At 61.7% G+C, this 11413-nt stretch carries 12 protein-coding genes; 3 read left to right on the top strand and 9 right to left on the bottom strand.

Features of this window, described 5'->3' with window-relative positions; translation table 11 throughout:
* Positions 1-118: 118 nt before the first annotated feature.
* The 7 genes from QKE30_RS03065 to QKE30_RS03095 form a co-directional block, all read right to left on the bottom strand.
* Positions 119-457 (bottom strand): hypothetical protein, encoded by a 339-nt coding sequence (locus tag QKE30_RS03065; protein ID WP_297667296.1) that lies wholly within the window; start codon positions 455-457, stop codon positions 119-121.
* A 5-nt stretch (positions 458-462) separates the two neighbouring features.
* Positions 463-1005, bottom strand: coding sequence for a hypothetical protein (locus tag QKE30_RS03070; RefSeq protein ID WP_297667294.1), 543 nt, complete (start codon positions 1003-1005; stop codon positions 463-465).
* Positions 1006-1229: 224 nt separating this feature from the next.
* Positions 1230-2129, bottom strand: a complete 900-nt coding sequence (locus QKE30_RS03075) for an NADP-dependent oxidoreductase (RefSeq protein ID WP_347934069.1) — start codon at positions 2127-2129, stop codon at positions 1230-1232.
* Entirely contained in the window at positions 2074-2940 is an 867-nt protein-coding gene (locus tag QKE30_RS03080) for an SDR family oxidoreductase (RefSeq protein ID WP_297667291.1), read from the bottom strand. Before QKE30_RS03080 ends, QKE30_RS03075 begins: the two co-directional genes overlap by 56 nt.
* Entirely contained in the window at positions 2933-3946 is a 1014-nt protein-coding gene (locus QKE30_RS03085; RefSeq protein WP_297667289.1) for an alcohol dehydrogenase catalytic domain-containing protein, read from the bottom strand. The genes QKE30_RS03080 and QKE30_RS03085 overlap by 8 nt, the downstream gene beginning before the upstream one ends.
* Entirely contained in the window at positions 3943-5157 is a 1215-nt protein-coding gene (locus QKE30_RS03090) for an MFS transporter (RefSeq protein ID WP_297667287.1), read from the bottom strand. The genes QKE30_RS03085 and QKE30_RS03090 overlap by 4 nt, the downstream gene beginning before the upstream one ends.
* An 8-nt stretch (positions 5158-5165) precedes the next feature.
* A complete protein-coding gene (locus QKE30_RS03095) occupies positions 5166-7442 on the bottom strand; it encodes an iron-containing alcohol dehydrogenase (protein ID WP_297667286.1) in 2277 nt (758 codons plus the stop codon).
* Positions 7443-7719: 277 nt separating this feature from the next.
* Between QKE30_RS03095 and QKE30_RS03100 the strand changes: the two genes are divergently transcribed.
* The 3 genes from QKE30_RS03100 to QKE30_RS03110 all read left to right on the top strand — a co-directional run bounded on the left by QKE30_RS03100 (position 7720) and on the right by QKE30_RS03110 (position 9440).
* Positions 7720-8331: a TetR/AcrR family transcriptional regulator gene (locus QKE30_RS03100; protein ID WP_297667284.1), complete on the top strand. Its 612-nt coding sequence runs from the start codon at positions 7720-7722 to the stop codon at positions 8329-8331.
* Positions 8332-8417: 86 nt separating this feature from the next.
* The gene (locus QKE30_RS03105) at positions 8418-9050 is read left to right on the top strand and encodes a hypothetical protein (protein ID WP_297667283.1); all 633 of its coding nucleotides are present in this window, start codon (positions 8418-8420) and stop codon (positions 9048-9050) included.
* Positions 9051-9149: 99 nt separating this feature from the next.
* Complete coding sequence (locus QKE30_RS03110; RefSeq protein ID WP_297667281.1) at positions 9150-9440, top strand: hypothetical protein; 291 nt, start codon at positions 9150-9152, stop codon at positions 9438-9440.
* A gap of 328 nt (positions 9441-9768) precedes the next feature.
* Here QKE30_RS03110 and QKE30_RS03115 read toward each other — a convergent pair whose 3' ends face one another.
* Together QKE30_RS03115 and QKE30_RS03120 are read right to left on the bottom strand one after the other, a co-directional pair.
* Positions 9769-11208 (bottom strand): DHA2 family efflux MFS transporter permease subunit, encoded by a 1440-nt coding sequence (locus QKE30_RS03115; RefSeq protein WP_347934070.1) that lies wholly within the window; start codon positions 11206-11208, stop codon positions 9769-9771.
* A 111-nt stretch (positions 11209-11319) separates the two neighbouring features.
* Positions 11320-11413, bottom strand: a 94-nt coding sequence (locus QKE30_RS03120; protein WP_143323230.1) for an IS3 family transposase, incomplete at its 5' end; no start/stop codon positions are given.

Here is an 11413-nt window from a genome sequence, read left to right on the forward strand (position 1 = left end):
GCGAGGCGACGCGTGGCCGCCAGGAACCCTCCCGGTGATGGTTTCCCTTCGATCACATCTTCTACACAGATCGTGACCGCGGGGATAGGCAGCCCCGCGCCGCAGAGCCGGGCTTCCATCACCATTCTGGGGCTGCAGTCACGACTGCCCACTGATTCTTGGGAAGTGCGCGCGTGGGGGCTTCTGCTCCCGGTACCGGCGTGATGGTCCCGGATGCGGCGATCTCGCTCCGGCGGATGGTGTCGAGTTCGTTGGCGATCTGGGCGTCGGTCATCGTCGGCATGATGGCGGCGAGGATGTCGCGGCCGCGCCGCCCGGGTAACAGCGTGCGGACCTTTTCGAAGTCGAGGCCGTGCCGGTCTGCGAACCCGTGCCACGCCGCCTCGATAGACGGCGTGGAGAGGACAAGTGTGTCGTCGAGATCGAACAGTAGCGCGGAGCATTCCAAATGGGTCATCGGAGCTACTTCGCTTTCACGTCTGCGATGTCTGACGCCCACGGGGTGCCGGAGAGCACGAGTGAGTGTCCACCGACCTCATCGATGCCGCGAGGTGACTCTTGTTCGCCCACCCCGTGTTCGAAGAGTTCGATGTTGAGGCCGCTTGCGACGACCATGGCCATTGTCGACGTACAGGCCACGTCGATGCCGAACTGACGGCGGGTGAACGCCTCGTCCACCGTCAGTGAGGTGCCGAGCACGTACTGTGCACCAGCCTTCTCCGTTAGGTTGGCGATGCTGGAGTCGAGATTCGCGACGCTGTATCCGGCATGGTCGAGACCGCGGATACCGGGCAGCGCCCCGGCTCTCTGTCGTGGGTGCTCGTGGTACAGGCGTGCGTTGTTCTCACGGGTGTAGGCGGGCGGGTCCGGCCACTCTTGAAGCTCGAAGAGGCTTCCCCAGGGCGACCGGAAGTAGATCCACTTATTGCCTTGGATCGGACCGTCTGGTGTCTCGATGATGTCGCCGAGAGCCTCGGTGCCGGGGAGGCCATTGATTCGGTCCACGACCTCGTTGATCCCGTCGACACGGAAGCACAGGTGGAGCGTTCCCAGATCGGTGATCGACGGTGGCGTTCTGCGTGCTGCGCGGCAGGCCGTGAGCCTGACTTCCACGCCCGGATCGAACGCAAAGACGGGTCCACTACCTGTCGGCCCTCCGACAATGGAGGCCAACCACCGAGCGGCGGCGTCGACGTCGGGGACGGCCAGCGTGATCTGTTGCGGTTGGCTCATGGGATCAGCAGCACCTTTCCGCGGAGGCCGCCACGTTCGAAATCGCTATGAGCGGCGGCAGCTTGCGAGAGCGGATAAGTCCGTCCGACAGGCACAGAAAGTGTGCCCTGTGCCAGCTGATCTGCGATCTCGGCGAGCTGTCGACCGTTTTCCTGGACGTAGCTCTTCGTCGGGGTGATTCCGCGCTCGGGCTGGGGCTGGGTGTTGTCGGCGATGGAGATGAACTGGCCGTCATCGCGCACGCTCGCGATGGCTTCTGCGATTCCGGCGGTGTCGATGACCGCGTCGAATGTCGCGTCGGGGAGACTGTTCGTGGAGTCGTAGACTGCCTCGGTGCCGAGGGCTGTGAGGTCAGTGGTGTCGCTGAGACGAGCCAGTCCGTTAACCCGATGTCCGGCCTGCAGTAGCCACTGCACGGCGACTCGTCCGACCGCTCCGGCCGCCCCCGTGACGAGAACGCGTGCCTTATCAGGCAGATCAAGCTTGCTCAACATCTGCGCGGCCGTAAGTACGGTCAGGGGCGCAGCGGCGGCCTGCTGCATGCTGACCCCGGTGGGGACGGGTGCGAACAGCTCCTGGGGTGCGCTCACGTACTCGGCGTAGGTTCCCTGGTCCCGCGCTGGTTGCGCGACCATCCCCATGACCTGGTCTCCTTCACGGAACCGTGACACGTCGGAGCCGACGGCATCGACAGTTCCGGCCACATCCCAGCCGAGAATTACAGGGAAGCTCAGGTCCATGTTCAGGAACCCGGATCGGGTCTTCACGTCGACGGGGTTGACGGCTGCCGCTCCTACCTTCACCCGAATGTCGCCAGGCCCGACGTCTGGTGTCGCAATGTTAATGATCTGGATCTCCGAGGCGGATCCTGTGTGGTGGATTGTTGCTGCTTTCATGAGTGTGTCCTTTCGTGGAGGTGATCGGTGTGGATGCGGCCTTGGCGTTTTCTTCGGCGGCGGTGAGCATGAGGCCCCCGTCGACGTAGAGTGTCGCTCCCGTCATGTACGAGGCCTCGGGGCTGAGGAGCCAGGCGACTGCGTTGGCGATCTCGGCCGGTTGGCCGACTCGCCCCATCGGAATTGCCGGACGTTCGACGATTTCCCCGTCCGAATCTTGCGGGGTTCCGTTCATCGGGGTCGCTGTTTCTCCGGGCGCCACCAAGTTCAGGCGGATGCCATGTTCGGCGAACTCGAGAGCCAGAGCACGAGACGCTACTGCCAGCCCGCCCTTGGAAGCGCAGTACAGCGTTCCTCCCGTTATCGGGATCTGGTCGTGTACCGATGTGACGGTGACGATAGAACCAGTGACGTCGTTGGCCACGAAATAGCATGCTGCTGCCGAGGACAGCAGGAGGGGCGAGGAGAGGTTGACGGCTATGACCTCTTCCAGGCGAGCGTAGTCGAGTGCCAGCGCTGGCGATCGGTCATTAACCCCTGCGTTATTGACGAGGTGGTGAACGGGTCCGAATTCCGCTGTGAGCTCGTCAAATCGACTCGGAATGTTCCTCGGGTCGGTCAGGTCGATGTGTACGGGAACTGCCTCACCCACGTTGCTGGTATTCAGGGTGTTGCAGAGCTGCTCCGCCCGTGAGCGTCCGGAATGGTAGCCGACCAGCACTCGGGCGCCGTCGTGGACGAGTCGCCGGGCGATGGCGCTTCCGATTCCGCTGCTTGCTCCTGTGACAAGGGCAGTACGCTGCTCATCCAATCTTCAGCACCACCTTCGGCCGTTCGCGAGGCTGCTCGAGCCTTTCGAACGCCGCGCTGACCTCGGTGAGCGGATAGACGCGGTCGACAAGCTGGTCGATCTGCTGTGGATGCTGGCGGATGAACTCGGCTGCCGCGGGATAGTGGTCGACACCGTGCCGGACGCCAAGGATGCTCTGTCCGTTGAGTGCGAGTTCGGAGACGTTGAGCCGCGTGTCTGCGGACGGGACGCCGATGAATACGGCGCAGCCGCCGACTTTGAGGCATGTCAGTGTCTCTTCTGTTGCGCTCTGGGCTCCTGAGCATTCCCACACCGCGTCGTAGAGCTCGCCGCCGGTACTGGGCAGACCGGTGACGGTCTTGATGCCCAGGTGTGCGAGGTGAGCCGGCGAGGTCGGATCGAGGACGACAACCTCGACCGGGTAGCTTGCGAGCACGAGCGCGGCGAGACTACCCATGGTTCCTCCGCCGATGACCAGGATGCGGTTGCCCGGTGAGGGGCACAGCTTCGCGATCCCCTCGAGGACAGTGACTAGTGGTTCGACGAGGACGTGGCCGGGGCGTGGTTCGGCGGAGTCCGTGTCGTCGAGAACCGTGAGTGCGGGTGCGGGCATCGTCAGGAGTTCTGCCGCGGCACCGGCGTGGTCGTACAGGCCGACCTCCCTGACACGGAGGCAGAGATTCTTGTGGCCGGATCGGCATGTGGTACAGGTGTGGCAGGAGAGCATGGTGCTACCGGTGACGACCGTTCCGCGTTTGAGGTGGTCCGCGTTTGGGCCGGTGGGAGGCTCTTCGATGGTGCCGACCCACTCGTGTCCGAAGTGGTGCGGGTAGGTGGTCTGCCCGGCGCGGAGGTACTTCGATGTCCCGTGGTAGAGCTCGAGATCGGAACCGCAGAGCCCCACGTAGGCGATCCGTATCAGCGCTTCATCTGTGCCCGCCGGCACAGCGTCTGGAATTTCGCGGGGTACGGCGGCTCGCGTGCCAGTGAGGAGAGCTGCCTTCATTCTGCGCTCCCGTCACGTACGCGAGAGGTGCTCGCACGGTTGGTGATCCACAGAAGTGCCGCAGCTGCGAGGGCGAGGACGGCGCCGATGGCTGGGAGGACGCCAATCCCGAATCCGAAAGACAGGGCGGTGGAGCCAATCCAGGCTCCTGCGGCGTTCGCGAGCTGGAATCCTGCGATGTTCACCGTGGTGGCAAGGTTTGGGGCATTGCTTGCCGCGCCGATGAGCTTCGACGTCAGCGGGGGAATGATCGAGAACCCAGCTGCCCCGACCACGAACATCCACGGTGCGGCGAACCAGGTGTGGTTGCCGAAGAGGAAAAGTAGGAGAAGAGAAAGAGCGAGCGAACCCAGTGCGATGTACAGCGTTGCGTTCATGTTCCGGTCTGAGAAGTAGCCGCCGAGCATGTTGCCAGCGATAGACCCCACGCCGAAGACGAAAAGGAGAACGGTGATGACATTGGGGCTGAATCCGGCATGCTGCCCGAGGTACGGTGCGATGAAGGTGAAGAGCACAAAGAGCCCGGACTGGCTCAGCATGGTTAGGCCAAGAGCGTTGAGGACCTCGCCCTGGCCGAAGACCCGTACTTCTGCCGAGATGCTGCCCGAGGTGCGCTCTGGTGCTCGTCGCGTCGTCAGCACAAGAGCGACGGTGACGAGGGTCTGGATGCCCGCAATGATGAGGAACGAGGACCGCCATCCGTACTGGTTGCCAACCAGTGTTCCCAGGGGGACGCCCAGTACCGTCGCGAGATTGAGCCCGAGTGTGATGCGGGAGATGACGCGGCCCTGGAATTCGGGTTCTACGAGTGTGGTTGCGAGAACGAGACAGAGTGCGAAGAACGTCGCGTGCGGCAGCGCGGTCATCACCCGAGCGATGACCAGTACGGGGAAGTTCGGTGCGACGGCGGTCAATATGTTGCCGACGATGAACAATGCCATGAGCACGAGGACCAGGGGGATGCGTCGGACGCGGGAGGTGATGATCGTCAGAAGCGGCCCGCCGATGACGACGGTGAGGGCGTAGACGGTCACGAGGAGTCCGGCGGTCGCTTCCGTGACGGCGACATCGCTGGAGATCTGGGGCAGAACACCGGCCACGAGGTATTCGACGGTTCCGACCCCGAATACTCCCAGGAGCATCCAGGTGATGGCGAGGTTGATATTGACGGGGGTCTTGCTCGTGGTGGACTCGCTGGTATGTGAGTTCATGTGTTTTCCTATCCGTGGTAGCGAAGAACTGCGCAGCTCCAGGTGAAACCTGCGCCAATTCCGATCAGGGCGACGTGGTCGCCGGGTGTGAGTGCGGATTCGCTCCGCAGATGCTGCAGGCCAAGGAGGGGGTCGGCTGCACCGGTGTGTCCGATCTGCGAACCGAACCGGCTGGTCGTGTCCGTGGGTGCGAGGCCGAGGGGTTCGAGACACTGTCGGCGTAGCAGCGTCTCGCCGAAGTGAGGGACTGACCATGCACGAAGAGCGGCGAGGTCGATGCCAGCGTCGTCGAGGGCCTGGTCCACAGATCGTTGGACTCCTTCGGCGTTTGCCTTCCAGAACGATTCGAGGCCATAGGTGCGTGCGTAGTCGGCTGACCTGGCGCGCATGCTGAAGGGGAGCGGTTCTCGGTACTCCGGAAGATCTAGCGGAGCGTTACCGCGATGCATCTGTTCGAAGCGTGAGTTCTGTGTCAGCGCGGTCGACAGCACCTGGAACGGCCCGGCGGATCGTGTAAGAACGATGGCAGCACCAGCATCGCCGTATGCCAGGCCCGAGTCTGTGGCCCACCGGTCAAACATGGGCAGACGCCACACATCTGATGCGGTGAGTATGCCGTAGCCTTCATTATCGAGGCGCCTCGCGAGCAGGTCGATGCCGACGATGGAGCCGGCGCACGTGTTGTGGATCTCGATAGCGAGAGTCTCGGGGAAGCCGAGCTCATTGCCGATGTAGGCGCCCCCGTTCCATGCCTCGAGGCCGGTGTGGAGGGCGACTGCGTGAACGATGAGCTCAGGGCTCGCTTCTGTTGGGTGCTCCGCGCCGTACTCTTCCAGTGCGACGCGGCCTGCACGAACCGCCATCACCGGAGCGGACTCCTCGGGCTGTCCCACGGCGGCGCTGACTTGTCGCGATTTCTCCAGTTCATTCTGGGTTAGACGCCCGGCTGTGACAGCGTCGGCGGCTGTTTCCACGGTGCTGGGCAGGTAGCTTCCGAGGCCTCCGATGTAGAGGCTGTCCCACCTCATGCCTTCAAGACCAGGTCGTATTCGGGCTCTAACGCTGTGGCGATATCTCCTGCCTGCAGCTCGGCGACCGTCCGCAGGGTGTGCAGAGCGTGCGCGACTTCGTCGGCGGACACATCGTTGGCGAACTCGTGATCGCCGATGCCTACGGGGCAGCGGGATCCGCTGTTGTCCGCCGCGGTGACGCACCGTGTCGGCCAGGGCGGCGTCGAGGACACCGGGCTCTTCGAGTGAGCTGTTCCAGATGGGCAGGTCAAGAGCCTGCATCGTGGAGAGCACGTGGGCCAGCTCGTGGTGCGTCATGCGTCCGCGGTGGAACGACAGGACGCTGGACAGTGCCATGTCGATGCAGACGGCTTCCCCGTGGAGAAGCTCAGGCAGTGCCTTCATCTCCACGGTCGGGCTGAAGGTGTGGCCATAATCGACGCACCGCTCCAAGTTTGCTTCCCACAGGTTGGGCTGGAGTTCTTCGAGCATCAGGTGAATCGAGGTTCCGATGATGTCGTCTGCCGCGTTTGCGAGGGCGGGGGTGCTGCCGACGAATCCATCGTCGAGGGTGGCGCGTCCATAGGTGTCTAGGAGCGACATCAGGCGGCGGGACTTGATGAGCGCGATCTTGAGGATCTCTGCCATACCGTTGGACAGGTGCCGTCGATTGAGTGAGCGCAGGAAGGAACGATCCACGTAGGTCACGGCCGGGGTGGCGTAACTGCCGATCTTGTTCTTTCCCGTGCCGAAGTTCACTCCCGTTTTCACACCGACGCCGGCGTCCACGAGGCCGATCAATGTGGTCGGAATGCGGATGTAGGGCGTGCTCCGGCGGTAGATGCTGGCGGCGAAGCCCACGATGTCGAGCAGCACCCCTCCGCCGATTGCGATGACGGGCTCGCTGCGGCGGTCGATCCCAGCCGCGGCCATCGTGCGGATCACCGAGTCGACGGAGTCCCAGTTCTTGACCATCTCGTGGGCCTCGAGGACGTGGTACGTGGCCTGCACGCCGTGGCGGGTGAAGTATCCGCGGACCTGGTTCCCGTAGAGCTGTTCGACGGTTTCGTCGATGACGATGAGCCGTCGCGAACGCTCGTCCGCGGCGGGGATCGCACCTGCCGTGGCCAGCGTGGGGTTCGTGACGTCGAAGAGCGCTTGCGCAGCGACTACGTCGTACGTGACCTCGTGGACTGCTCGCACGGTCCAGCGGTCGACGCCGTCTCGAGTGGTCGCTCGCGACAGTCCTTCCTTCTGGGTGTGACGTTCTGCCATCTGGGTCTCCAAGTCTGTTGGTGTTCGAGCTAAGCCGCGTGCCAGGGGCATGGAGGTGCTCAGGCGCCGTGGCACAACGACGCCGACGGTTGTCTGCTCAGGGGGGCGGGGCGTCCGGTCGGCACAGGAACTTCCCCCGTACGAGGCTAGCATCATTCGTGGAATGATCGCTACACGAGTGTGAGGATGATGACCCCGAGGCGAGCATCACATACGTCTCCAAGGAAGCGGCGTATGATTGTGTCGCCCGATGACATGCGATGGGAGGCGGTCCCTTATGGCCGGTGTGCGCGGCCAAGGTAGACGGTTCGACACCCAGGCGGCGCTAGATAATGCGATGGAAGTCTTCTGGCGACATGGATATGAAGGCACCTCTATTGCCGATTTGACGCGAGCAATCGGGATTACGGCATCGAGTCTTTATGCGGCCTTTGACGGCAAGCGTCAGCTCTTTGACCAAGTCGTAGAGCGCTACTTGAACACCAAGGGACGATTCACTTCGCTTGCCCTTGAGGAGGAGAAAGACTCTCTATCTCTGATTCATCGACTGCTTTTTGAGGCATCGAATGAATATGCCGATAGGAGTGGGCCGGGAGGGTGTCTGATCGTCAGCGCTGCAACCTGCGTAACGGATGCAAATCGCGATGTTGAAGAGAAGCTTGAGGCGTACCGTCATTCAAACATCAAGCGAATTGAAGCCGTCCTACGAGCCGATCTCGAGGCAGAACGAATTTCCGAAACCGTTGATCCTGCGGCTGTAGCCAGCTTCGTAGGAACCGTGTTGCAGGGCATGGCTCAGCGAGGCCGGGATGGCGCGACTGTCGGTGAGTTGCGCTCTACGGCCGAGATGACGTTCGCTCAAGTAGAGCGAACCTTGCAGCGTCTGTGAATCTTCCAAGTCGAGGACGCAGAATAGCGTTACTCTCAGATCGGAACGCAGGGCTTCATCTAATACGCGCGTAAGAAAGGGGGGCAATGGAGAGCTTTGTAACTGCACTCATTGGCACGGGCGGGCTGCTCGTTATCGTCAATCTTCTTGCCGGAATCTTGGAGCTTGCGACGATCCGCACTATCCGTCCACCCGAGCATAGGACCTTTACGTATATCCGACTTGCTGCGAACCAGAACCAGACCATCTTCGCCCCTGCACTGGGGGCACTCGTCTCAGGTTTACTCGTCAGCATTTCGGCGTCGTTCTTCTATGAAGGTTTGAGATTGAGCGAGCCATTTTGGTATCGGTACGCTGGAGTTGCTTCCTTCTTCGCCGCCGGGTTCGCGTTGGTTGTGACACTCAGGTCGGCAATCAAAGGAGTTGGCGATCCATCTGAGTTGGCGAATGATCCGTTTACCATACGGGCTGCAGCCGAGGAATACTCGGAAGATGCTAGGCGGGCAACATTGTCGCCGGAATTCCTGGAAAAGCGATTGAGTCAGTGGGAGCGCGATTTACCTGGTCACTCGCTGAACATATCGAGAAAGTCCGATGCAAAGCGAGTTCTTGGGGTTCTCGATAAAGCTGCCGCAACGACAGGCCTCCTGCGATCGACTCGAGCTTCGTCCTCCGTTTACATGGCCGCCCTGGCGGAGTTTCCCCTGCGATTCGTGTAGCCGCTTCTTGGGTTCGTCATACTGCTCCTTGGTGCGCTCTGGTACGGATTTGGTTTTACCGATCTTCGGTCAGCAGCCTGGTGGCGTTCAGCCCTTGCCGTGGCGATCTTCGTTTTTGTGGGGGCGCTGCCAACTTTGACATACTGCGTAGCGCGCGGTAATCGCGCCCGGCTTTGGCATCGAGTCAATATAGAAGCAGTTCGAGATGCTCGAAAGGCTCTGCGTGACGCGCAAAAAGCGAAAGTTGTCGCTGAGGATGAAGATGCCGCGTTGAAACGAGTGCTCGATCGGGCCGATCGATTCCTCTCTGGCAACGATGGATTAACCGGCAGTGATGCCATCTCAATAATTCGCTTTGGGCGACTGCAGATTATGATCAGGCCAAAATAAGTCGCTGAAGCACACGGGTGATCGCGACCGTTGATTAACGTATCCTGGTGCTGCAACGCGACTGGAGAGGGTTGGAAGCTTGACCTCGACTCGCGTTGGTTCCTTGGAGGCTCTTGAGACCTGTGTGAACGCAATATCAACCGAATCGGCGTTGTCTGGGAAAAGCGATTCGTCCAATCTGGAGTTCACAGTACTCTCCCAACGAGAGCGCCCTGGCATCGGCGGTAGGACCCGTTGACGGGCGTCCAGCGACGTACGTACATGCCCGTCGGATAAGATCACAGACGCTCGGCACCACTAGGTTGGTCGCGCGCTCTTTACGTGCGGGCTAACGCTCTGCCGAACCGCCGGTTCGTTTCTCTACTGTCAACAGCAGGCTGGGGGCAAAGGAATAGAGGACGAGGCCAAGGGCAAACAGCAATAGAGGCACACCGAGTGCCCAGGCGACCGTCGAACCAGAGAGTCCAAGTGGGTCTGATGCTGTAGGCATGACAGCAAGGGCCTGGATCAATAGACCGATGACAGCCCCGCCTAGCACCGGACCGGTTTGACGAAGAACGTTGAGGAGAGATGACGCTGCACTGAACTCCTCGCTCCTGAGTGCAGACATGCCCACCGTCGTCAGTGGCGCGATCACGAACCCGTTGCCGATACCGAATACGGTGGTCGCGCCCAAGAGCCACAGCCATGAAACCCCCGTGGCCGCGATCAGTATGCTCAGGGCGGTTCCGATCGCGGAAGCGCCGAACCCGATTTGCAGGACGAGGCGGGCTTTGCCGTCATCCACCCAGCGGCCAGCGGTCGGTGCGGTGACGACGGACGCGATCGAGGCCGGCGCGAGGACCGCGCCCGCCCAGAACGCTGGTTGGCCTGCGACTGATTGGACGTAGTTGGAGACAAGGAAGGTCAGGGCGAACACACCCAGGGCTGCGGCAAGACCAAACAACGCGGCAGTAATGAACCGCGAATTTCGACGGAGAGACTCTGGAAAGACCGCGCGCGCTGGATCAACCCGCCGTTCGTACCAGAGAAGCGCGATCAGGCAGAGCACAGCGAACGGGAGGCAGGCGATGGTCACCGGGTCCCAGCCCGCATGGGGGCCTTGCAAGCAACCGTAGAGGAGCGCTACGAGGCCAACGCCTGCAAGGAGGGTGCCTACGAGGTCGAACTTTGAGGCCTGGGTGACCCCGGTTGGAAGACTTCGCAGGCCTAGGATCACGACGAGGACTGCTATCGGGAGGTTGATGAAGAAGACCCACCGCCAGCTGAGGCCATCGATCAGCACGCCGCCGACGAGGGGGCCGATGATGGAGGCGGTTCCGGAAATCGATCCCCAGATGCCGACTGCGCGGCCTCGGGCCGCTTCGGGGAAGGTGATTCCGATGAGCGTGAGGGTCTGTGGCACCAGCATTCCGGCGCCGAGTCCCTGAACGAAGCGGCCGGCGATCAGGAGGAACGGGGAGTTCGCGATACCGCAGACGAGGCTGGCTGCTGCCAGGATGACGGTGCCCAGGAGGAACAGGCGTCGGTGCCCGAATCGGTCACCCAGGCGGCCTGACGGAATGATTGCCAGCGCAAGAATCAGGCCATAGCTGTTGACCGCCCAGAACACTTGGGCCGTGGTGGCACCCAAGTCCTGTGTCAGCGAAGGCACGGCAAGATTGATGATCGTCAGGTCGAGGAGAGCAATGAAATATCCTCCGGCCAGTGCACACAGCCCAATCCATTGTCGCGCACTGATTGATGGAGCAGGGGAATCTTCTGTCACGTTTTCTCCTCTTTGTCTATAGGGCGGTGTCCACGCCGGTAGCGCATTCGTCGGCGATCGCGAGGTTATCGCCGAACTGAACTAGCCCCCGAAAGTTGGACTGGTTTAACTCTAGGCGGTTAGGGCTTCAAGGGTCTGATTCCGATATTGCATCGGGGTCAGGCCCTTGAGTCGTTGCTGGATGCGTTCGGTGTTGTACCACCCG

Origin of the sequence: Corynebacterium sp. c24Ua_83 (assembly GCF_039907245.1) — a bacterium.
GTDB lineage: Bacteria > Actinomycetota > Actinomycetes > Mycobacteriales > Mycobacteriaceae > Corynebacterium.

What these genes read in the sequence shown, in the direction of transcription:
- QKE30_RS03095 (WP_297667286.1), bottom strand. Translation starts at nt 7,442, where the DNA reads ATGGCAGAACGTCACACCCAGAAGGAAGGACTGTCGCGAGCGACCACT.
- QKE30_RS03075 (WP_347934069.1), bottom strand. Translation starts at nt 2,129, where the DNA reads ATGAAAGCAGCAACAATCCACCACACAGGATCCGCCTCGGAGATCCAG.
- QKE30_RS03105 (WP_297667283.1), top strand. Translation starts at nt 8,418, where the DNA reads ATGGAGAGCTTTGTAACTGCACTCATTGGCACGGGCGGGCTGCTCGTT.
- QKE30_RS03065 (WP_297667296.1), bottom strand. Translation starts at nt 457, where the DNA reads ATGACCCATTTGGAATGCTCCGCGCTACTGTTCGATCTCGACGACACA.
- QKE30_RS03085 (WP_297667289.1), bottom strand. Translation starts at nt 3,946, where the DNA reads ATGAAGGCAGCTCTCCTCACTGGCACGCGAGCCGCCGTACCCCGCGAA.
- QKE30_RS03100 (WP_297667284.1), top strand. Translation starts at nt 7,720, where the DNA reads ATGGCCGGTGTGCGCGGCCAAGGTAGACGGTTCGACACCCAGGCGGCG.
- QKE30_RS03090 (WP_297667287.1), bottom strand. Translation starts at nt 5,157, where the DNA reads ATGAACTCACATACCAGCGAGTCCACCACGAGCAAGACCCCCGTCAAT.